Below are 21,727 nucleotides of genomic sequence, written 5' to 3'. Positions count from 1 at the left end.
CGACGGCCCGTGGGGGGCCGCGCTTTCTGCTTCATCGTCCATGCCCCGTTTCATCACCCGTCGCGCCGTCGTCGTTCTCGCTGCCCTCGTCCTCGTCGCCCTGCTCGGCCTGTGGGGCGCGAGCCGCTTCAACGTCAACCCGACGCACGCACCCGGCGAGGTGATCGACCAGTTCGAGGGCGTGCCGGTGTACTACAACGGCGCCATCAACCACGTCGACGGCCGCAGCCTCGCGCCCGACGGCTACAACATCGGCCTGCGCTGGCAGTGCGTCGAGTTCGTCAAGCGCTACTACTACGAGCGGCACCAGCACCGCATGCCCGAAGCGCGCGGGCATGCCAAGGCCTTCTTCGACGCGGCCGTGGCGGACGGCGCGTTGAACGCCGCACGCAACCTGGTCCAGCACCGCAACGGCGGCGCGAGCGGGCCGGCGGTGGGCGACATCGTCGTGTTCGCGCCGTGGCTCTTCAATCCCTACGGCCACGTGGCGATCGTGTCGCGGGTGGACGCCGACGCGGTCGAGATCGTGCAGCAGAACCCCGGGCCCTTCGGCACCTCGCGCGAGCGCCTGCCGCGGGTGCTCACCACCGACGGGCGCACGCAGCTGGGCACCGAGCGCGTGCTGGGCTGGCTGCGGCTGCCCGCCGCCGCTGCCGCCTCCCCGAAACTCTGAATCGCGGTCTAATCACAGCCATGTGCCAATTGCTAGGGATGAACTGCAACACGCCGACCGACGTGACCTTCAGCTTCACGGGGTTCGCGCAGCGCGGTGGCCGCACCGACCACCATGCCGACGGCTGGGGCATCGCGTTCTTCGAAGACCGCGGGCTGCGCCACTTCGTCGACCACCAGCCGGCCTGCGAGTCGCCGGTGGCGGAGCTGATCCGGCGCTACCCGATCCAGAGCCGCAACGTCATCGCGCACATCCGCAAAGCGACGCAGGGCGAGGTCAACCTGCAGAACTGCCACCCCTTCGTGCGCGAGCTGTGGGGGCGCTACTGGGTGTTCGCCCACAACGGCGACCTGAAGGACTTTCGTCCGCGCCTGCACGGCAACTTCCACCCGGTGGGCAACACCGACAGCGAGCACGCCTTCTGCTGGATCATGCAGGAGCTGGCCAAGTCGCATGCGGGCGTGCCCAGCGTCGAGGAGCTCACGCTCACGCTGCGCGAACTGGCGCCGCAGCTCGCGGCGCACGGCACCTTCAACTTCATGCTGTCGAACGGGCAGGCGCTGTGGGCGCATGCCTCCACCAACCTCTGGTACGTGGAGCGCCGCCACCCCTTCGTGACGGCGCAGCTCTCGGACGAAGACCTGGAAATCGACTTCGCCCAGCACACCACGCCCACCGACCGCGTGGCCGTGGTGGTGACGGCGCCGCTCACCACCAACGAGACCTGGACGCCCTTCACCTCGGGCGAGTTGCATGTGTTCGTGGACGGCCAACGGATGCCACGCTGAGACCCAAAACTCAGTCTTTTGGCTGACACTTTTTTGCAACAGTGCAAGAAAGTACCGACCAGTAAGTGCAAACTATGAACAATAACTGTTCTCATTTGCAAACGGTCGATCTTTCATGCCCGCACCTCGTTTCTTCCTCCGCCCGACCGTGGCCGCCTCGCTGCTGGCCCTTCACGCCCTGACGGCCCTGGCCCAGACGCCGCCCGCCGAACCGGCGGCCCCCGCCAGCGGCACGCTGAGCACCGTCACCGTCGAAGCCAGCGCCGACGCCTCGGCCGAAGGCCTGACCAAGCCCTTCGCGGGCGGGCAGGTGGCACGCGGCGGGCGCGTGGGCATCCTGGGCAACCAGGACATGATGGATTCGCCCTTCTCGAGCACCAGCTACACGCACGAGCTGATCCAGAACCAGCAGGCCAAGAGCGTGGCCGACGTGCTGCAGAACGACCCGTCGGTGCGCGTGGCGCGCGGCTTCGGCAACTTCCAGGAGTCGTACTTCATTCGCGGCTTCGTGGTGAATTCGGACGACATCGCCTACAACGGGCTGTACGGCCTGCTGCCGCGCCAGTACATCTCGTCGGAGCTGTTCGAGCGCGTCGAGGTGCTGCGCGGCGCGAGCGCCTTCCTGAACGGCGCCACGCCCACGGGCGGCGGCATCGGCGGCAACATCAACCTGCTGCCCAAGCGCGCGCCGAACGACCCGCTGACGCAGGTCACGCTCGGCACCGCCAGCGGCTCGCAGAGCTATGTGTCGACCGACATCGCGCGCCGCTTCGGACCCGACCAGAGCCTGGGCGTGCGCCTGAACGCGGCGCACCGCGACGGCGGCACGGGCGTGAACGCCGAGCAGGTGAAGCTCGACGTGGCCTCGGTCGGCTTCGACTGGCGCAGCCGCAACGCGCGCATCTCGGCAGACCTCGGCCACCAGGAACACCGCCTCTCGCGCACGCGCCCGAACGTGACGCTCGGCGCCGGCGTGACGCGCGTGCCGTCGGCCCCCGACAACCAGCTCAACTACGCGCAACCCTGGACCTACTCCAACGAGCGCGACACCTTCGGCTCGCTGCGCGGCGAGTACGACATCACCGACAGCGTGACGGCCTGGATCGCCGGCGGTGCGCGCAAGAGCCATGAAGGCAACTCGCTGGCCGGCCTCACGCTCACGAACAACCTCGGCGCGGGCAACATGTCGCGCTTCGAGAACCAGCGCCAGGACAACACCCGCACGGCCGAAGCCGGCGTGCGCGGCAAGTTCACGACCGGCCCGGTGAACCACACGGTGGTGGCCTCGTACGCGTACTACCAGCTCAAGGAGAAGAACGCCTACAAGTGGGACTTCTTCAACAACCTGAAGAGCAACCTGTACGCGCCCATCGGCTACCCGATTCCGGCCTACACGGCGAGCGCGTTCCGCGGCAACGACATGGACAACCCCGCGCTGCTGACGCAGACGCGCCTGAGCAGCCTGGCGATCGGCGACACGCTGTCGTTCCTGGACGACCGCGCGCAGCTCACGCTCGGCGTGCGGCGCCAGAAGCTCGAAAGCACCGACTTCGCCTACGACACCGGCAAGCCCACCGCCTATGAGAAGAGCCGCACCAGCCCGATGGCCGGCTTCGTGTTCAAGCTGCAGCCGCAGGTGTCGCTGTACGCGAACTACATCGAAGGCCTGAGCAAGGGCGATACCGCGCCCACGGTATCGACCAGCGGCGCCGTGCGCAACGCGGGCACGCAGCTCTCGCCCTATGTGTCGAAGCAGAAAGAGATCGGCATCAAGTTCGACGGCGGCCGCATCGGCGGCGGCCTGGCCTTCTTCACGACCGACAAGCCGCGCGCCCTCATCAACAGCGCCGGCTACTACGTGGCCGAAGGCCGCGACCGCCACCAGGGCCTGGAGCTGACTGCGTTCGGTGAAGCGACCAAGGGCGTGCGCCTGATGGGCGGCATCACCTTCCTGGACGCCAAGCAGCGCGCCACGGGCGACGCCTCGACGGACGGCCGCCGCGTCATCGGCATCGCGAAGACGCAGGGCACCTTGGGTCTGGAATGGGACGTGCCGGGCGTGCGCGGCCTGTCGCTCGACGGCCGCGTGGTGTCCACGGGCCCGAGCTATGCCGACGCCACCAACACGCTGCGCGTGCCGGGCTGGACGCGCTTCGACCTCGGCGCGCGCTACCTCACCGAGGTGGCCGGCAAGCTGGTGACGGTGCGCGCACGCATCGACAACCTGACCAACCGCAACTACTGGGCTTCGGTGGGCGGCTACCCGAACAACGGCTACCTGGTGCTGGGCGCGCCGCGCACCTTCACGCTGTCGGCGTCGGTCGACTTCTGATCAGGCCGAGGCCAGGTGCGCCTCGAGCGCATCGATGAACATCTTCGGCACGTCGAAGCCGGTCTGTTCGGTGATCTCCTGAAAGCACGTGGGGCTGGTCACGTTGATCTCGGTGACCGCATCGCCGATCACGTCGAGGCCGATCAGCAGCAGCCCGCGCGGGGCGAGCACCTTGCCGATCGCTTCGGCGATCTCGCGGTTGCGCGCCGTGAGCGGCTGGGCCACGCCCTTGCCGCCGGCCGCGAGGTTGCCGCGCACCTCGGTGCCCTGCGGAATGCGCGCCAGCACGAAGGGCGCCGGCTCGCCCGCGATGATCAGGATGCGCTTGTCGCCCTGCGTCACCTCGGGCACGAAGCGCTGCACCATGATGGTTTCGGCGCCGTCCTTGTTGAGCGTCTCGACGATGGAGCCGAGGTTCAGCGCGTCCTGCTTGACGCGGAAGATGCCCATGCCGCCCATGCCGTCGAGCGGCTTCAGGATGATGTCGCCGTGCTCGGCATGAAAGTCGCGCACGGCCTGCGCGCTGCGCGTGACCAGCGTGGGCGTGACGAACTGCGGAAACTCCATGATCGCGAGCTTCTCGGGGTGGTCGCGCAGCGCGCGCGGCGAGTTGACCACCCGCGCACCTTCGCGCTCAGCCTGCTGCAGCAGGTGCGTCGAGTAGATGTACTCGGCGTCGAAAGGCGGGTCCTTGCGCATCAGCACGGCGTCGAAGTCTTTCAGCGCCTTCGACTCGATGATGTCGACGTGGTACCAGTCTTTCGCGTCGCCCGTGAGCGTGATCTGCTGCACCACGGCCGAGACGAGGCCGCCCGAGGTCCACTGGATGTCCTGCGGCAGGCAGGCCGCGATGCGATGCCCGCGGCGCTGGGCCTCGCGCATCATCGAGAAGGTCGTGTCCTTGTAGATCTTGAAATGATCGAGCGGATCGGCGACGAAGAGGATGTTTTTCATCAGGCGTTCTTTCCGGCGCCGGGAACGGCGGCTGTGGAGGGGGTTTCTGGCGGCATGTTGCCGGAAGCGGCGATGTCCTTGTCGGCCGGGGCCTTTTCCTTTGGCACCTGTGCGCTGCGCGCGCGGCCGAGCTGCTGCACCGCCAACGCCACCGCGCCGGCCACCACGCCCCAGAAGGCGGAGCCGATGCCGGCCAGCGTCACGCCCGAGAGCGTGACCAGGAAGGTGATGAGCGCGGCCTCGCGGTGCGCCTCGTCGCGCACCGCCGCCGCCAGCCCGCCGCCGATGGTGCCCAGCAGCGCCAGCCCGGCGATGGCCGCGACCAGCTCTTTCGGAAAGGCCGTGAGCAGGCCCGTGACGGCCGCGCCGAACAGGCCGATCACCACGTAGATAGCGCCGCAGCTCACGGCCGCCGTGTAGCGCCGCGCCGGGTCTTCGTGCGCCTCGCGGCCCATGCACATGGCGGCCGTGATCGCGCTGAGGTTGAGCGCAAAGGCGCCGAAGGGCGCGAGCACCAGCGTCGCGAGGCCGCTGATGGTGATGAGCTTGCTGACCGGCAGATCGCTGAAGCCGCTGGCGCGGATCGCTGCCACGCCGGGCAGGTTCTGCGAAGCCATCGTCACGACAAACAGCGGCAGCGCCAGGCTCACGATGGCCTGCCAGGTGAAGACCGGCGCCGTGAACACCGGCCAGGTGAGCGAGAACTGCACAGCCGACCACGCCAGCTCGCCGCGCGCGGCCGTGAAGGCGATGGCCACCAGCAGCGTGAGCGGCACCGCGTAGCGCGGCAGCAGGCGCTTGCCGATGAGGTAGGTGCCGAGCATCAGCAGCACCAGCGGCAATGCGGTCTGCGCCGCCGTGAAGGCCGACATGCCGAAACGTGCGAGCACGCCGGCCAGCAGTGCCGAGGCGATGGCCATCGGGATCTTGTTCATCACGCGCTCGAACCAGCCGGTGGCACCCGCGAGCACGATCAGCACCGCGCTGACGATGAAGGCGCCCACCGCCTCGCCCATGCCGTAGCCCGCGCCGGCCACGGCCAGCACGGCCGCACCGGGGGTGCTCCAGGCAATCATGACGGGCTTGCGCCACCACAGCGAGGGCAGCGCCGAAGCCAGCCCCATGCCGATGCCCAGCGCCCACATCCACGAGGCCGTCATTTCGGGCGTGGCGCCGAAGGCCTGGGCGGCCTGGAACACGATGGCCACCGAACTCGTGAAACCCACGAGCACGGCGACGAAGCCCGCGGTGAAGGCCGAAAGGCTCAGGTCTTTGAAGAATCGCATAGCGCGATTTTGCCGGGGCACGCGGCGCGGCGCCGCGGGCCTCAGATCTCGATCTTCGAACCCAGTTCGACCACAGCGTTATTGGGCAGGCCCAGGAAGGCCGCCGCGCCGCTCGCGTTGTGGTGCATCTGCGCGAACAGCTTCTCGCGCCACGGCGCCATGCCGCTGCCCAAGGTGGGGATCACGACGTCGCGCGAGAGGAAGTAGCTGGTCGTCATCGGCTCGAGCTGGCAGCCGCGCATGCGCGCGTTGTCGAGCGCGCGCGGCAGGTCGATGTCGTTCTTGAAGCCGTAGTGCACGATGACCTGCCAGCAGTGGTTGCCCAGTGCATCGATCTCGATGCGCTTGTCCATCGGAATCCAGGGCACCTCGTGGTTGCGCACGGTGACGAACATGTTCTGCTCGTGCAGCACCTTGTTGTGCTTGAGGTTGTGCAGCAGCGCGTTGGGCACCACGCCCGGCTCGGCCGTGAGGAACACGGCCGTGCCGTCGACGCGCGCGGGCGGGCTCATGAACACCGAGCCGAGGAACGACTTCAGGTCGATCGCGTCGGCGTGCTGCGCCTCGCCCATGAGGCGGCGGCCTTCCTTCCAGGTGATCATCAGCGTGAACACGGCGCCGCCGATCAGCAGCGGGAACCAGCCGCCTTCGAACAGCTTGAGCAGGTTCGAGGCGAAGAACAGGAAGTCGACCACGAAGAAGACGGCGGTCGAGGCGATGCACAGCGCCAGCGGCAGCTTCCACGCGTAGCGGATCACGAAGAAGGTCAGGATGGTGGTGATCAGCATGTCGGTCGTCACCGCGATGCCGTAGGCCGCGGCCAGGCTGCTCGAGGTACGGAACATCACCACTGCCAGCACGATGGCCACGAACAGGCCCCAGTTGACCAGCGGGATGTAGATCTGCCCGGCCGTGCGCACGCTGGTGTGCTCGATGTTCAGGCGCGGCAGGTAGCCCAGCTGGATCACCTGGCGCGTGACGCTGAAGGCGCCGGTGATGAGCGCCTGCGAGGCGATCACCGTGGACAGCGTGGCCAGCAGCACCAGCGGAATGAGCGCCCATTCAGGCGCCATCATGAAGAACGGGTTCTTCACGGCCTCGGGGTTCTCCAGCAGCAGCGCGCCCTGGCCCAGGTAGTTGAGCGTGAGCGCCGGCATGACGACCGAGAACCATGCAATGCGGATCGGCTTCTTGCCGAAGTGGCCCAGGTCGGCGTACAGCGCCTCGGCGCCGGTCACGCACAGCACCATGGCGCCCAGCAGGATGAAGCTGGTGCCCGGGTTGTCCCAGATGAACTTCAGCGCGAACCAGGGGTTCAGCGCCTTGATGATTTCGGGGTGGTGCGCGATCTGCCACACGCCCAGCACGGCGATGGCTGCGAACCACGCCAGCGTGACCGGGCCGAAGAACTTGCCGATGCCTGCGGTGCCGCGCTTTTGCACCGCGAACAGGCAGAACAGCACGACCAGCGTGATCGGGATCACGTAGTGCTTGAAGTGCGGCGACACCACCTCCAGGCCCTCGACCGCCGACAGCACCGAGATGGCCGGCGTGATCACGCCGTCGCCGTAGAAGAGCGAGGTGCCGAAGATGCCGACGACCAGCAGCAGCTGGCGCAGCCTCGGCTTGTCGGTCACGGCCTGGGAGGCCAGCGCGAGCATCGCGACCAGTCCGCCCTCGCCTTCGTTGTCGGCGCGCAGCACGAGCACGACGTACTTGATCGACACGATGACCGTAAGGGTCCAGAAGAACATCGACAGGATGCCGTAGACGTTCTCGACGGTGAACGGCACATGGCCGTGACCGAAGACTTCCTTGACCGCATAGAGAACGCTGGTGCCGATGTCGCCATAGACGACGCCGATGGCGCCGACGATGAGGCCGGCAGAGATGTTTTTGGGGGCTGACACGAGGTCGATGGGAAAAGGGCGGCTCGCAATGATCGACGCGTCAGTCACGCCGGGGTACCGCGGCCGCGCCGCGCATCCCTCCGCCCTTTGGGTTCCTTTGCTGTGGGGCCGCTATTTTGCCGTTGCCCGCCCGCGCCGCAACCCGCCCCCGCCGCTCATTCGTAGATTTCGGCGTCCGGATCGGTCGCTTCCATCTCGTAACTGGCCGCGACCATGGCCAAACGGCCCACCACGCCATACATGTAAAAACGATTGGGGGCGCTGGCACCGGGCTTGGCGCCCGGCTGCGGCAGCTGCGCGCTTTCCGAGAAGGCCAGCGGCACGTAGCTGGCGCCCGGCTGCTTGAGGTTCTCGTCGGCGGCGCGCTCGGCGTGCACGCGGTAGAAGCCGCCCACCACGTAGCGGTCCATCATGTAGACGACCGGCTCGGCCACGCCGTTGTGCACGCGCTCGTTGGTGAGCACGCCTTCCTGCACGATCAGCTCGGTGGGCTCGCGCAGGTCGCGCCCGGCGCTGGTCTTGGCCGGCGACGAAGTCGCGGTGCGCGACTTGCCGATGAGCGCCTCGACCTCTTTCGCGTCGCGCACGGTCACGACGCCGGGGCTGCCGCTGCCGCTGTGGCCGCCCTTGACGACCACGAACGGCTTCTCGTTGATGCCGTATTCCTTGTACTTGCGGCGCACCTTGGTGAGCACCGCGTCGACATGGCTGGTGAGCACGTCGATGCCGCGGCCCTCGGCCACGTCGACGCCTTCGGCGCGCGCGTAGATCGGGTTGATCAGCCAGGGGTCGATGCCCAGCAGCTTGCCGAAGCGCTTGCACAGCTCTTCATAGCTGTGCAGGTGGTTGCTCTTGCGGCGCACCGACCAGCCCGCGTGCAGCGGCGGCAGCAGGTACTGCTCGTGCAGGTCTTCGAGGATGCCGGGCGTTCCTGCAGAAAGCTCGTTGTTAAGGAGAATTGTGCAGGGATCGAAGTTCTTCAGGCCCAGGCGGCGCTTGGAACGCACCACCGGTTCGAGCGTCACGGTCTCGCCGTTGGGGAGCTCGATCTTCTTGGTCGACTTGATGGCCGGATCGACGGAGCCGATGCGCACATTGAGGCCCGCCATGTGGAAGATGCGAACCAGTTGCGCGATGTTGGCGAGATAAAAGGTGTTTTTTGAGTGATTTTCAGGAATGACGAGCAGGTTGCGCGCCTCCGGACAGATCTTCTCGATGGCCGCCTGCGCGGCCTGCACCGCCAGCGGCAGCATTTCCTTGGTGAGGTTGTTCCAGCCACCCGGGAACAGGTTGGTGTCGACCGGAGCCAGCTTGAAGCCCGCGTTGCGGATGTCGACGGCGCTGTAGAACGGCGGCGTGTGCTCCATCCACTCGAGGCGAAACCAGCGCTCGATGGCGGGCGTCGAGTCGAGCACCCGCTGCTCCAGTTCGTTGATCGGGCCGGTCAGGGCAGTGACGAGATGCGGAACCATGCAGCGGCCTTGTTGGTTTTGTGCTTAAAGGTGGAGTGGAATTGTAGGATTTGGGGATGGCCGCCCCGATGACAAGCAGCCAAAGAGAACAAAGCACCCCAATCCACAACACACGTTGCAAGAACACCGCGGCACGGGCCTCGCCGCGCCGCCGGCCCGATGGCCCCGGCCCTTCGGACCCCCGACTAGCTGCGGACTTCGCCCTGACCCAGCACCACGTACTTGAGCGAGGTCAGGCCTTCGATGCCGACCGGGCCGCGCGCATGGAACTTGTCGGTGCTGATGCCGATTTCGGCGCCCAGCCCGTACTCGAAACCGTCTGCGAAGCGCGTGCTCGCATTCACCATCACGCTGGCCGAATCGACCTCGCGCAGGAAGCGCTGGGCGTTGATGTGGTCGCGGGTGACGATGGCGTCGGTGTGGTGGCTCGAGTAGCGGTTGATGTGCGCAATGGCCTCGTCGACCCCCGCCACCACCTTCACGCTGATGACGGCGGCCAGGTATTCCTCGGACCAGTCGGACTCGACCGCATCGAGCACCTTGGCCTGCGGATGGTGCGCCTCGCTGGCGCGCAGGATGGCGGCAGCGGCCGGGTCACAGCGCATTTCGACGCCCTTGGCGGCGAAGACGGCGGCAATCTCGGGCAGGAAGTGGTCGGCCACCGAGGCCGACACCAGCAGGCCTTCGGCGGCGTTGCAGGGGCTGTACTTCTGGGTCTTGGCGTTGTCGACGATGCGCAGCGCCATGTCGAACTCGGCCGTGTCGTCCACGTAGACGTGGCAGTTGCCGTCCAGGTGCTTGATGACGGGCACCTTGGCGTCGCGGCTGATGCGCTCGATGAGGCCCTTGCCGCCGCGCGGAATGATCACGTCGACGTACTCGGGCATGGCGATGAGCTGGCCCACGGCTTCGCGGTCGGTGGTCTGCACCAGCTGCACCGCCTCGACCGGCAGGCCGGCTTCGGCCAGCGCCTCGGACACCAGCAGCGCCAGCGCCTTGTTCGACTCGATGGCCTCGGAGCCGCCGCGCAGGATGGCGGCGTTGCCGCTCTTGATCGCGAGGCTCGCGGCCTCGATCGTCACGTTGGGGCGGCTCTCGTAGATCATGCCGAAGACGCCGATCGGCACGCGCATCTGGCCCACGCGGATGCCGCTGGGCTGCTGCTTCATGCCGATGATCTCGCCGATCACGTCGGCCATGCCGGCCAGCTGCTCGCAGCCCTCGGCCACGGTTTCGAGGACCTTGGGCGTGAGCTTGAGCCGGTCGACCATCGGGGCCGACAGGCCGGCGGCCGTGGCGCGCGCCAGGTCTTTCTCGTTGGCCGCAGCCAACTCGGGGCCGACTTCGCGCAGGCGCCGGGCCAGCGCTTTCAGTGCTCTGTTTTTGGTAGCTGCATCCGCACGGGCCATGAGGAATGCAGCGGCTTTGGCTTGCAGACCGAGGGTCTGCATGTGCTCGCTGACGTTGAACGCGTTCATAGCGGCCATTTTCCCACGCGGACCTTCGGCCCGGCTGACGCGGGCCTTTTGCCGCCTACAGACGGCACGTGGAGGTCAGGCGCGACGTGGCGCCGAGGCCGTGCTGCAGGCCCGGCACAGCATCAACGCCAGCCGCTGCAGCGCCTGCCAGCCGCTGGCGGGCCAGTCGGGCTGCTTCAGGCCTTTGCAGATGCCGTCGACCAAGTGGGCCGCGCGCAGCAGGCGGGTCAGCATGCGGTCGTCCAGGCGCGGCAGCACACGCTCGAAGGCGCGCTCGCGCGGGCCCCAGATGCGGTTCTCGCGCAGCGCCATCGGCAGCGGGCGGCCGGCGGCCATGGCGTCCTTCACGCGCTTGAGGGCGCGGATGTCCTCGGCGATCGTGTAGTGCACCAGCACCTCGGCCTCGCCTTCGGCCTGCAGGCCGTCGAGCATGCGCGCTACGCGCTGCGGGTTGCCGGCCAGCACGGCCTCGGAGAGCTTGAACACGTCGTAGCGCGCCACGTTGTTGACGGCGCCCTCGACCTGCTCCCAGCTCAGCTCGCCCGCCGGGTGCAGCAGCGCGAGTTTCTGGATTTCCTGGTGCGCGGCGAGCAGGTTGCCTTCGACGCGGTCGGCAAAGAACTGCAGCGTGCGCTGGCCTTCGTCGCCGGGCATCACGCGCTGGTTCTGCAGCCCGAGGCGCTGCGCGATCCATTGCGGCAGCGCGGCGCGCTCGATCGGGTCGACCTGCAGGCTCACGCCGTTGTTCTCGAGCGCCGAGAACCACGCGCCGGTGCGCGTGGCCTTGTCCAGGCGCGGCAGCATCACCAGCGTGAGCGTGCTGTCGTTGCCGGGCGCGGCCTCGGCCAGCTGCTGCAGCGCGACGCTGCCGTCCTTGCCGGGCTTGCCCGAGGGAATGCGGATCTCGACGATCTGCTTGTCGGCGAACAGCGAGAGCGAGCCCCCGGCCGCGAGCACCGCGCTCCAGTCGAAGTGCGCGCCAGCCACGGTGTACGAGCTGCGCTCGGTGTGGCCTTGGGCGCGCGCAGCGGCGCGGATGGCGTCGGCCGCCTCCTGCGCGAGCAGCGGCTCGTCGCCGTGAATTGTGTAAAGCGGCTTCAGGCCCTTTTGCAGGTGGGCGCCGAGCTGGGCACTGGCAAGTTGCATTGAAAAAACGGAAGCGACGCTTACAGGGACTGCACCGCCGCCAGCCGGCGCATCAGCTGCTGCGCGATGTCGGCCTGCATGTCGCGGTACAGCAGCTCGGCCTCGCCTTCCTTGGCCAGCGCGTTGGTTTCGTTGAAGCTCAGGTCGCGCGTCTGCGAGACCTCGGAGGGCGGCAGCAATTCCTTGCCGCCCGGCGTGCGCAGGCTGAAGCGGATGCGCAGGCGCAGCTGCAGCTCGCGCAGCAGGCCGGCAGAGTTGGTCGAGATGACGAAGCGGTCGCGGTCCTCGCCCAGCACGACGAGCACGGCGTCGGCGGTGCTGGCCTCTTCCTTGGGCACCAGCCGCACGTTGCCGGCCGCGCGCAGTTCGCGCCGCAGCTGGTTGATGAGCGCCGTGTTGCCTTCGAGAGACAGCGTCTTGAACGCGAAGTTCGGCGCCTGGCGCAGTGCGAAGCCGCAGCCGGAAAGGGCCAGCGAAGCGCCCACGACGCCGAGGCCCAGGAGAAAGCCGCGGCGCGGCTGCGAGGCATTGCGAATGTTCATGCGTCTGTCGTTTCCGTCGTTCTGCAGTGTCGTGTTCAGATGACCACGTTGACCAGGCGCCCGGGCACCACGATCACGCGCTTGGGCGGTGCGCCTTCGGCGAAGTTGACGAAATCGTCGCAGGCGAGTGCCAGCCGCTCGATCTCGTCCTTCGAAGCACCGGCGGGCACCAGCAGCTTGCCGCGCAGCTTGCCGTTGACCTGCAGCATGAGCTCGACCTCGTCCTGCGCCAGCGCAGCCACGTCGACCACGGGCCAGGGCGCGTCGAGCAGGTCGCCCGAGGCCTTGTCGTAGCCGAGTTGTTGCCAGAGCTGGTGCGCGATGTGCGGCGTGGCCGGGTAGATGCAGCGCAGCAGGATGCCGAAGCCTTCGCGTGCGGCGGCCGCGTCGCCCGCGCTGCCGTCGGGCTTGAAGCCTTCGAGCGCGTTGAGCAGCTTCATCGTGCCCGACACCACCGTGTTGTATTGCATGCGCTGGTAGTCGTAGTCGATCTGGCGCAGCACGGTGTGCACCTCGCGGCGCAGGGCCTGGGCGGGCTTGCCGAAGCTCTGGCCGGCGAGCGCCACCGGCGCCACGTCGGCCTGGGCCACACCGTAGTTCCACACGCGGCGCAGGAAGCGGTAGCTGCCTTCGACGGCCGCGTCGTTCCACTCGAGCGTGGCTTCGGGCGGCGCGGTGAACATGGTGTACAGGCGCGCGGTGTCGGCGCCGTACTTCTCGATGAGGTCCTGCGGGTCGACGCCGTTGCGTTCGGTCTTGCCCATCTTGCCCACGCCGCCGTATTCCAGCTTCGTGCCGTCGGCCAGCGTGCCGCCGGTGATGCGACCTTGTGCGTCGAGCACCGGCGTGACGTCTGCGGGCGGGAAGTAGTTCTTACCGCCCTTCTCGCCACGGTTGTAGAAGATGTGGTTGAGCACCATGCCCTGCGTGAGCAGCTTGGCGAAGGGCTCGTCGGCCTTCACGAGGCCCAGGTCGCGCATGACCTTGGTCCAGAAGCGCGCGTACAGCAGGTGAAGAATCGCATGCTCGATGCCGCCGATGTACTGGTCCATCGGCATCCAGTAGTCGGCGCCCTCGGCGACCATGGCCTTGTCGTTGGTCGGGTCGCAGTAGCGCATGAAGTACCACGACGAATCGACGAACGTATCCATCGTGTCGGTCTCGCGCCGCGCGGCCTTGCCGCACACCGGGCACACCACGCCGGCGTGGAAGCCTTCGTGCTTGTTCAGCGGGTTGCCCGAGCCATCGGGCACGCAGTCGGTCGGCAGCACCACGGGCAGGTCCTTCTCGGGGACCGGCACCGCGCCGTGTTCGTCGCAATGGATGATCGGGATCGGCGTGCCCCAGTAGCGCTGGCGGCTCACGCCCCAGTCGCGCAGGCGCCAGGTGGTCTGCAGCTCGCCCAGGTCCTTCTGGCCCAGGGCATGCGCCACGGCGGCCACGGCCTCCTTGTAGGTCATGCCGCTGAAGTTGTCGGAATTGATGGTCACGCCGCGCTGCTTGTCGCCGTACCAGTCCTGCCACTTGTGATAGTCGAAGTGCGGTTCGTCGTCGACCAGAACCACCTGGATGATCTCGATGCCGTACTTGTTGGCGAAGGCGAAGTCGCGCTCGTCGTGCGCGGGCACGCCCATCACGGCGCCGTCGCCGTAGTTGATGAGCACGTAGTTGCCCACCCACACCGGCACCTGCTCGTCGGTGATCGGGTGCTTGACGGTCAGGCCCGTGGGCACGCCCTTCTTCTCTTGCGTGGCGAGCTCGGCCTCGGTCGTGCCGCCACCCTTGCATTCCTCGATGAAGGCCGCGACCTTCGGGTCGAGCGTGGCGGCGTGCGCGGCGAGCGGATGCTCGGGCGCGACGGCGCAGAAGGTGACGCCCATGATGGTGTCGGCACGCGTGGTGAACACGTACATGCGGCCGTCTTGAATGAGCTTGCCGCTCGCGTCCCGGATGTCATGCGTGAAGGCGAAGCGCAGGCCCTCGCTCTTGCCGATCCAGTTTTCCTGCATCAGCTTGACGCGCTCGGGCCAGCCCGGCAGCTTGTGCTGGGTGTGCTCGAGCAGCTCTTCGGCGTAGTCGCTGATCTTCAGGTAGTAACCGGGGATCTCGCGGCGCTCGACCGTGGCGCCGGTGCGCCAGCCCTTGCCGTCGATCACCTGTTCGTTGGCCAGCACGGTCTGGTCGACCGGGTCCCAGTTGACGACCTGGGTCTTGCGGTAGGCAATGCCCTTTTCGAGCATCTTCAGGAACAGCCACTGGTTCCACTTGTAGTAGCTCGGGTCGCAGGTGGCGATCTCGCGGCTCCAGTCGATCGCCAGGCCCATGGCCTGGAGCTGGCCCTTCATGTAGGCGATGTTCTCGTAGGTCCACTTGGCCGGCGGCACACCGTTCTTCAGCGCCGCGTTCTCGGCCGGCAGGCCGAAGGCGTCCCAGCCCATGGGCATCAGCACGTTGTAGCCGCTCATGCGCAGGTAGCGCGTGAGCATGTCGTTGATCGTGTAGTTGCGCACGTGGCCCATGTGCAGCTTGCCGCTGGGGTACGGCAGCATCGAACAGGCGTAGTACTTCTTGCGACCCGTGTCCTCGGTGACACGGTAGACATCGGCGGCGCGCCATTGCGCCTGGGCAGCGGACTCGACGTCGCTGGGTTTGTAGCTGGGGTTCATGACATCTCGGCAGGGCCCGGCTCGACGGCGGCCGGGAAGGCGGATTATCGCGCCGTGCGTGATCGTCTCCCCGGCCCCGAGCCGGAATCAGGCCCTTTCCTGCGGCGGCGGGGCGGGCGTCCACTCGTCGCCGAACAGTTCCGGCTCGCTGTAGGCCTCCAGATTCGCCCAGTGGTGGGCCGCGTCTTCCCGGTAGAACAGGCTGGCCAGCCCCGCCGCCAGGCGCCGCGCGCCGTCGCTGATGGCCGGGATGTCGCCCGACACCGTGCCGTGCGACAGCGCCGCCGGGTAGCAGAAGCAGTGGATGCGATCCAGCCCCGGGCAGGCGCCGGGCGCGCTTTCCTGGAATTCGAAGGCCGGCCCGAGGTCGGGCGAATCGGTCAGTTCGCGGTCTTCGTCGCCCGGTGCGGGCGTGAAACGGTCTTTCCAGGTGCGAATGTGCGCGGCAATGCCCGCGAATTCGGGGCGGGCGGCCCAGTCGACCTGGAAACCGGTCGACACAATTAAAAAGTCGAATTCAAAGTCGCCCTTGGGCGTGGTGACGCGCAGTGCCTCGCCCTGCGGCGCCACGGCCCCAATGGGGCAGCCGAAGTTGAAAAAAGCATTGGCGTGCCGCGACACCCGCAGCGTGCTGCCGTGCGGCGGCGGCACGTTCAGCACGTTGATGTAGTGGCGGATGCGCCATTTGAGCTCGTCAGGCAGGTCGTAGTGCCCCTGCGTGAGCCCCGGCACGCCGGCGCCCTTGCCCTTGTTGACGCGCGGCAGGTCGGGCCGGCGGATCAGCAGCTCGACGCTGTGCGCGCCGGCCTCGAGCGCCGTGGCAGCGCTGTCCATGGCCGAGGAGCCCGCGCCGACCACGCCCACGCGCAGGCCTTTCAGGCGGCCGTAGTCCATCTCGTCGGAGGAATGCGCCCACCTGGCGCGCGGCAGGCCGTCGACAAAGGCGGGCACGGCCGGACCGCCGAGGCCGTCGCGGCCGGTGGCCAGCACGACGCGGCGCGCCAGCACGCGGCGTTCGCCGTCGGGCGTGCGCAGGTCCAGGCGCACGGCGCTGGCGTCGGGCAGCGGCTGCAGGCCGGTGACGGTGGTGTCGTTGCGCACGTCCACGCCCATCACGCGGCGGTACCAGACCAGGTAATCCATCCATTGCAGGCGCGGGATCTTGTCCATCGCGGCCCAGGCCTCGGTGCCGAACTGGGCCTCGAACCAGGCACGGAAGGTCAGCGAGGGCAGCCCCAACGCGGGCCCTGTGAGCTCCTTGGGCGAGCGCAAGGTTTCCATGCGCGCCGTGGTGGCCCAGGGGCCTTCGCGCCCGGCCGGCGCGCGGTCGAAGACCACGGCACGGATGCCTTGCTGCGCCAGCGCGCCCGCCGCCGCCAGCCCGGCCTGGCCGCCGCCGATGATGGCCACGTCGAGCACGGGCTCGCCGTCGATCTGGCGCGGCGGCACCCAGGCGCGGGCGGGCCAGCCGAGGTAGTCGAGGTCCTGGGCGAGCCGGCGTTCGAGCGCGGCGAGGCCGATGGGTCGGGCGGAAGGAGCGGAGGGGGAGAAAGCGGTGTCGTCGGTGGTCATCGGTCGGGGGGCGGGATGGCAGCGCCCCGCCCTGCTGAATTTACCCACTTCTGCGCGGCCCCCGCCCGCATCAGCGTACCGCTGGCCCGGATTTCGCATGCCACAATGAATTTCGACCACAGGGGCAGGCATGAGCGGCAGCAACAGCGAATGGTGGCGGGGCGCGGTGATCTACCAGATCTACCCGCGCAGCTTCATGGACAGCAACGGCGACGGCGTCGGCGACCTGCCCGGCATCACGTCAAAGCTCGACCACGTCGCCAGCCTCGGCGTCGACGCGGTCTGGGTCTCGCCCTTCTTCCGCTCCCCTATGAAAGACTTCGGCTACGACGTGGCCGACTACCGCGCGGTCGATCCGCTGTTCGGCACGCTGGCCGACTTCGACGCCATGCGCGCACGCATGCACGCGCTGGGCCTGAAGCTCATCATCGACCAGGTGCTCTCGCACACCTCCGACCAGCACGCCTGGTTCGTCGAAAGCCGCAGCTCGCGCGACAACTCCAAGGCCGACTGGTACGTCTGGGCCGACCCCAAGCCCGACGGCACGCCGCCCACCAACTGGCTCTCGGTCTTCGGCGGTTCGGCGTGGCAGTGGGATTCGCGCCGGCGTCAGTACTACCTGCACAGCTTTCTCACCGAGCAGCCCGATCTCAACTTCCATTGCGCCGCCGTGCAGGACGCGCTGCTCGGCGAGGTGCGCTTCTGGTGCGAGCGCGGCGTGGACGGTTTCCGCTTCGACGCCTGCAACCACCAGTTCCACGACGCGCTGCTGCGCGACAACCCGCCGGCCACGACCGCGTCGATCGACGAGGTCAGCACCGTGCGCGCCGACAACCCGTATGCGATGCAGCAGCACCTGTACGACAAGAGCCAGCAGGAGAACCTCGTGTTCCTCGAGCGCCTGCGCCAGCTGCTCGACGGCTACGGCGCGGTCGCGCTGGGCGAGGTCGGCGACGAGAACGCACCGCCCGTCATGGCGCAGTACACCGAACTCGGCAAGCGCCTGCACTTGGCCTACAGCTTCAGCCTGCTGACGGCCGACCACAGCCCGAAACACCTGCGTCACCAGGTCGAGACGCTCGACGCCGCGCTGGCGCCCACGGGCGGCTGGGGCTGCTGGGCCGTGTCGAACCACGACGTGCCGCGCGTCGCCACGCGCTGGAGCGACGGCAAGGGCCCCGACACGCGCCGCGACCGGCTCTGGTTCGCGCTGCTGCTCGCGCTGCGCGGCAGCGCCAGCCTCTACCAGGGCGAAGAGCTGGGCCTGCCCGAGGCCGACGTGCCCTTCGAGTTGCTGCAAGACCCCTACGGCCGCGCCTTCTGGCCCGAGTTCAAGGGCCGCGACGGCTGCCGCACGCCGATGCCCTGGACCCCCGACGCGCCGAACGCCGGCTTCAGCAGCGGCACGCCCTGGCTGCCGGTCGACGGCGCGCACCTGCCACTGGCCGTCGCGCAGCAAGAGCGCGACCCCGACTCGATGCTCGCTTTCAGCCGCGCGCTGCTGCACTGGCGCCGCACGCAACCGCTGCTGCGCACGGGCGCGCTGGCGTTCGTCGATGCGCCCGAGCCGCTGCTGCACCTCGTGCGAAGCGAGGGCGGTGCAGTGCTGCATGCGATCTTCAACACGGGCTCTGAACCTGTCTCGATCCCCTTGTCTCAGCCATTGGTGCCACTGCCCGGGCACCCGCTCGTGCCGACCGCGACCGTCATCACCGATCCAATAAAACCCCTGCTGACACTGGCGCCTTATGGCGTGTTCTTCGGCACGCCTGCCGAAGCAGGAGGACGCTGAACCCCATGCCCCCTTCTTCTCCTTCCCTCAAGCCGGCCGACATCCACGCGCTGATGCGCGCCGAGCACGGCGACCCGTTCGCCGTGCTCGGCCCCCACGAGACGGCCGACGGCCTCGAGGTTCGCGCGCTGATGCCCGGCGCGCGGCAGGTGGCCGTGGTGCATTCGCGCACCGGCTGGCCGCTGTCGATCCTCGTGCGGCACGAGGGCAGCGACCTGTTCAGCGGCCTCGTGCCCGCGGCCGAGGCGCGCATGGGCTATTCATTCCAGGTCGACTGGGACGCGGGCCACGCCACGCAGCTCGACGACCCGTACCGCTTTCCTTTCGTGCTCGGCGAGACCGACGTCTGGCTGCTGGCCGAGGGCACGCACCTGCGGCCGTGGGAACGGCTGGGCGCGCACCTGCGCGAGATCGACGGCGTGAAGGGCGTGGCTTTTGCTGTCTGGGCGCCGAATGCGCGGCGCGTGTCGGTGGTGGGCGACTTCAACAACTGGGACGGCCGTCGCCACATGATGCGGCTGCGTCGCGAATGCGGCGTGTGGGAAATCTTCGCGCCGCACGTCGCCGTGGGCGACAGCTACGAGTTCGAGATTCTGTCGGCGCAGGGCGAGGTGCTGCGCAAGGCCGACCCCTTCGCGTTCTCGTCGCAACTGCGGCCCGGCACCGCCTGCGTCGTGGCACCGCTGCCCGCGCCGGTGCCGATGCCCGCCGGTCGCGCCGAAGCCAACGCGCGCCATGCGCCGATCAGCGTCTACGAAGTGCACCTGGGTTCATGGCGCCGCAAGCACCACGGCCAGGAGTGGCTCGACTACCGCGAGCTGGCCGACACGCTCGTGCCCTATGTGCGCGACCTGGGCTTCACGCACATCGAGCTGTTGCCCATCACCGAGCATCCCTTCGACGGCTCGTGGGGCTACCAGCCGATCGGCCTTTATGCGCCGACCTCGCGCTTCGGCACGCCCAGCGACTTCCGCCACTTCGTCGAAGCCGCGCATGCCGCGGGGCTGGGCGTGATCCTCGACTGGGTGCCAGCGCACTTCCCCACCGACGCGCACGGCTTGGGCAACTTCGATGGCACCGCGCTGTACGAGTACGCCGACCCGCGCGAGGGCTTTCACAACGACTGGCAGACGCTGATCTTCAACTACGCGCGCACGGAGGTGCGCAACTACCTGGTCGGCAACGCGCTGTACTGGCTGGAGCGTTATGGCGTGGACGGCCTGCGCGTGGATGCGGTGGCGTCGATGCTGTACCGCGACTACAGCCGCAAGGCCGGCGAGTGGGTGCCGAATGCGCAGGGTGGACGCGAGAACCTGGAGGCCATCGATTTTCTTCGCCGCATGAACCGCGTGGTGGGCGTGGAGCGGCCAGGTGCAGTCACGATCGCTGAGGAGTCGACGAGCTTTCCTGGCGTGACGCGACCGCCGGAAGACGGCGGGCTGGGGTTTCACTACAAGTGGAACATGGGGTGGATGAACGACACGCTGGCGTATGCGGGGACCGATCCGGTCTATCGCAAGCACCATCACCAGCAGGTCACTTTCGGGCTGATGTACGCGCACAGCGAGAACTTCGTGTTGCCGCTGTCGCATGACGAGGTGGTGCATGGCAAGGGGTCGATGATCGGTCGCATGCCTGGGGATGAATGGCAGAAGTTTGCGGGGTTGCGCAATCTGTATGGGTATCTCTGGGGTTATCCGGGGAAGAAGTTGCTGTTCATGGGGGGGGAGTTTGCGCAGTACGCGGAGTGGAATGCGGATCGCGGATTGGATTGGCATCTGCTTGAGCATGCGGCGCATCAGGGGGTGCGGCGGTTGGTGCGTGATCTGAACAATGTGTATCGGCACTTTCCTGCTTTGCATGAGTTGGACCATGAGGGCTCTGGGTTTGAGTGGCTCGTGCATGACGATGTGGCGCAGTCGGTGTTTGCGTTTGTTCGTCGGGGTCGGGATGGGGCGTTTGTTTTGGTGGTTTGCAACTTCACGCCTGTGGTTCGGGAGGGGTATCGGCTTGGCGTTCCTGTCGCGGGGGCTTATCGCGAAATCATCAATACCGATGGGTCGGTGTATGGCGGTAGCGGGGTGGGGAATGGGGTGGTTGAGAGTTCTTCTGTGGCTTGGCATGGGAAGGGCGACTCGATCGTGATCAGCGTGCCGCCACTCGCTACTTTGATGTGGGTGTTGGCTTGAAACGCTCTGGGCTTTTTTGCTTTCCGAGGCCGGGTCTCGCCCCGGCGGGCGACCTACTTTTCTTTGCTTCGCCAAAGAAACGTAGGCAAAAGAAAGGCGACCCTGCTGTCTGCGTCCCTCCGCTTCGCTACGGGCAACCTGCGGTGCTCACGTTTCGCGGGGTCTCGCCCAAACTCGCTTCGCTCAAACAAGGGCGAGCCCTGATCCGCGAAACGCTGCGCTCCTCGGCGCATACAGAAGGGGTTTGGGGTCCAGCAGGCCTTCGCTTCGCTCGGCCAGTCCACGGGCCTTCGCTTCGCTCGGCGGGGATGGGCGCCTCTGGGCTTGAAGACACGCCGGGCTTCGCTTCGCCGTTTGACTGGCTCCCTCTCCCTCTGGGAGAGGGTTGGGGTGAGGGCCGACGACACAGAAACATCGCCTGGCCGGCACAAAGGCCGATGCCCTCACCCCCGCCCTCTCCCCAAGGGGAGAGGGAGCCAGTCCAGCCGCCGAACGAAGCAGCGGCCCAACCACAACAAGGCCGAGCGAAGCAAAGGCTCGATTGCAAGCCGAGCAAAGCGATGGCCCGTTCGGTGCCCACCCCCTCTGTATGCGCCGAGGAGCGCAGCGTTTCGCGGATCAGGGCTCGCAGCTGTTTGAGCGAAGCGAGTTCTGCGAGACCCCGCGAAACGCGAGCACCGCAGGTTGCCCGCAGCGAAGCGGAGGGTCGCAGACAGTGGGGTCGCCTTTTCTTTGCTTACTTTCTTTTGGCGAAGCAAAAGAAAGTGAGTCGCCCGCCGGGGCGAGTCCCGGCCTCGGAAAACAAACCCGCAGGGAAGCCAACAACATGCTGAGCCCAGGCAGCCCCCTCCCTTTGGGCGCAATCCCATCGCAGCAAGGCGTCAACTTCGCAATCGCAGCCGTCAACTTCGCAATCGCAGCCCCATC

The 21,727-nt window shown here is 67.6% G+C and carries 14 protein-coding genes; 5 read left to right on the top strand and 9 right to left on the bottom strand.

The features are described from left to right. Positions 1-40 precede the first annotated feature (40 nt). The 3 genes from CY658_RS00080 (at position 41) to CY658_RS00070 (ending at position 3,793) form a co-directional block, all read left to right on the top strand. Positions 41-673 carry a CHAP domain-containing protein gene (locus CY658_RS00080; RefSeq protein WP_101488330.1) on the top strand — a complete coding sequence of 211 codons (633 nt, stop codon included), beginning with the start codon at positions 41-43 and terminating at the stop codon, positions 671-673. A gap of 20 nt (positions 674-693) precedes the next feature. Further along, a complete protein-coding gene (locus CY658_RS00075; protein WP_056584331.1) occupies positions 694-1,461 on the top strand; it encodes a class II glutamine amidotransferase in 768 nt (255 codons plus the stop codon). 115 nt (positions 1,462-1,576) lie between these two features. Then, positions 1,577-3,793, top strand: a complete 2,217-nt coding sequence (locus CY658_RS00070; protein ID WP_101488329.1) for a TonB-dependent receptor — start codon at positions 1,577-1,579, stop codon at positions 3,791-3,793. Here the strand turns inward: CY658_RS00070 and gshB are convergent, their stop codons facing one another. The 9 genes from gshB to CY658_RS00025 form a co-directional block, all read right to left on the bottom strand. Beyond that, a complete protein-coding gene (gene gshB, locus CY658_RS00065; RefSeq protein ID WP_101488328.1) occupies positions 3,794-4,747 on the bottom strand; it encodes a glutathione synthase in 954 nt (317 codons plus the stop codon). Then, positions 4,747-6,033 (bottom strand): benzoate/H(+) symporter BenE family transporter, encoded by a 1,287-nt coding sequence (locus tag CY658_RS00060; RefSeq protein WP_101488327.1) that lies wholly within the window; start codon positions 6,031-6,033, stop codon positions 4,747-4,749. Before CY658_RS00060 ends, gshB begins: the two co-directional genes overlap by 1 nt. 41 nt (positions 6,034-6,074) lie before the next feature. Then, positions 6,075-7,943: a potassium transporter Kup gene (locus tag CY658_RS00055; protein ID WP_101490139.1), complete on the bottom strand. Its 1,869-nt coding sequence runs from the start codon at positions 7,941-7,943 to the stop codon at positions 6,075-6,077. Positions 7,944-8,098: 155 nt separating this feature from the next. Continuing rightward, positions 8,099-9,415, bottom strand: coding sequence for a glutamate--cysteine ligase (gene gshA / locus CY658_RS00050; protein WP_101488326.1), 1,317 nt, complete (start codon positions 9,413-9,415; stop codon positions 8,099-8,101). A 185-nt stretch (positions 9,416-9,600) separates the two neighbouring features. Then, positions 9,601-10,893 (bottom strand): glutamate-5-semialdehyde dehydrogenase, encoded by a 1,293-nt coding sequence (locus tag CY658_RS00045; RefSeq protein ID WP_101488325.1) that lies wholly within the window; start codon positions 10,891-10,893, stop codon positions 9,601-9,603. Between the two features lie 75 nt (positions 10,894-10,968). After that, positions 10,969-12,039, bottom strand: a complete 1,071-nt coding sequence (holA, locus tag CY658_RS00040) for a DNA polymerase III subunit delta (RefSeq protein ID WP_101488324.1) — start codon at positions 12,037-12,039, stop codon at positions 10,969-10,971. A 20-nt stretch (positions 12,040-12,059) separates the two neighbouring features. Then, entirely contained in the window at positions 12,060-12,581 is a 522-nt protein-coding gene (locus tag CY658_RS00035) for an LPS-assembly lipoprotein LptE (RefSeq protein ID WP_101488323.1), read from the bottom strand. A gap of 35 nt (positions 12,582-12,616) precedes the next feature. Next, positions 12,617-15,247 carry a leucine--tRNA ligase gene (gene leuS / locus CY658_RS00030; RefSeq protein WP_101488322.1) on the bottom strand — a complete coding sequence of 877 codons (2,631 nt, stop codon included), beginning with the start codon at positions 15,245-15,247 and terminating at the stop codon, positions 12,617-12,619. Between the two features lie 87 nt (positions 15,248-15,334). Further along, a complete protein-coding gene (locus CY658_RS00025; RefSeq protein ID WP_101488321.1) occupies positions 15,335-16,819 on the bottom strand; it encodes a flavin-containing monooxygenase in 1,485 nt (494 codons plus the stop codon). A gap of 130 nt (positions 16,820-16,949) precedes the next feature. On the opposite strand from CY658_RS00025, the gene CY658_RS00020 reads away from it, so the two are divergent. Both CY658_RS00020 and glgB read left to right on the top strand, forming a co-directional pair. Then, entirely contained in the window at positions 16,950-18,611 is a 1,662-nt protein-coding gene (locus CY658_RS00020) for an alpha-amylase family glycosyl hydrolase (protein ID WP_101488320.1), read from the top strand. 5 nt (positions 18,612-18,616) lie between these two features. After that, on the top strand, positions 18,617-20,800 hold the full coding sequence (gene glgB, locus CY658_RS00015) for a 1,4-alpha-glucan branching protein GlgB (RefSeq protein WP_101488319.1): 2,184 nt from the start codon (positions 18,617-18,619) through the stop codon (positions 20,798-20,800). The last annotated feature ends 927 nt before the right edge of the window (positions 20,801-21,727 follow it).

It is taken from the genome of Variovorax sp. RO1, from assembly GCF_002849325.1.
In the GTDB taxonomy this organism is placed as follows: domain Bacteria; phylum Pseudomonadota; class Gammaproteobacteria; order Burkholderiales; family Burkholderiaceae_C; genus Variovorax.
The sequence above is the reverse complement of the archived record's forward strand: the minus strand, read 5'-3'. Positions and strand labels throughout refer to the sequence as shown.

Bases quoted from the DNA above. Each gene is read 5' to 3' on its own strand.
- CY658_RS00045 (WP_101488325.1), bottom strand. From the start codon at position 10,893: ATGAACGCGTTCAACGTCAGCGAGCACATGCAGACCCTCGGTCTGCAA.
- leuS (WP_101488322.1), bottom strand. From the start codon at position 15,247: ATGAACCCCAGCTACAAACCCAGCGACGTCGAGTCCGCTGCCCAGGCG.
- CY658_RS00080 (WP_101488330.1), top strand. From the start codon at position 41: ATGCCCCGTTTCATCACCCGTCGCGCCGTCGTCGTTCTCGCTGCCCTC.
- holA (WP_101488324.1), bottom strand. From the start codon at position 12,039: ATGCAACTTGCCAGTGCCCAGCTCGGCGCCCACCTGCAAAAGGGCCTG.
- CY658_RS00035 (WP_101488323.1), bottom strand. From the start codon at position 12,581: ATGAACATTCGCAATGCCTCGCAGCCGCGCCGCGGCTTTCTCCTGGGC.
- CY658_RS00060 (WP_101488327.1), bottom strand. From the start codon at position 6,033: ATGCGATTCTTCAAAGACCTGAGCCTTTCGGCCTTCACCGCGGGCTTC.
- CY658_RS00070 (WP_101488329.1), top strand. From the start codon at position 1,577: ATGCCCGCACCTCGTTTCTTCCTCCGCCCGACCGTGGCCGCCTCGCTG.
- CY658_RS00075 (WP_056584331.1), top strand. From the start codon at position 694: ATGTGCCAATTGCTAGGGATGAACTGCAACACGCCGACCGACGTGACC.
- CY658_RS00020 (WP_101488320.1), top strand. From the start codon at position 16,950: ATGAGCGGCAGCAACAGCGAATGGTGGCGGGGCGCGGTGATCTACCAG.
- gshB (WP_101488328.1), bottom strand. From the start codon at position 4,747: ATGAAAAACATCCTCTTCGTCGCCGATCCGCTCGATCATTTCAAGATC.
- gshA (WP_101488326.1), bottom strand. From the start codon at position 9,415: ATGGTTCCGCATCTCGTCACTGCCCTGACCGGCCCGATCAACGAACTG.
- CY658_RS00025 (WP_101488321.1), bottom strand. From the start codon at position 16,819: ATGACCACCGACGACACCGCTTTCTCCCCCTCCGCTCCTTCCGCCCGA.
- glgB (WP_101488319.1), top strand. From the start codon at position 18,617: ATGCCCCCTTCTTCTCCTTCCCTCAAGCCGGCCGACATCCACGCGCTG.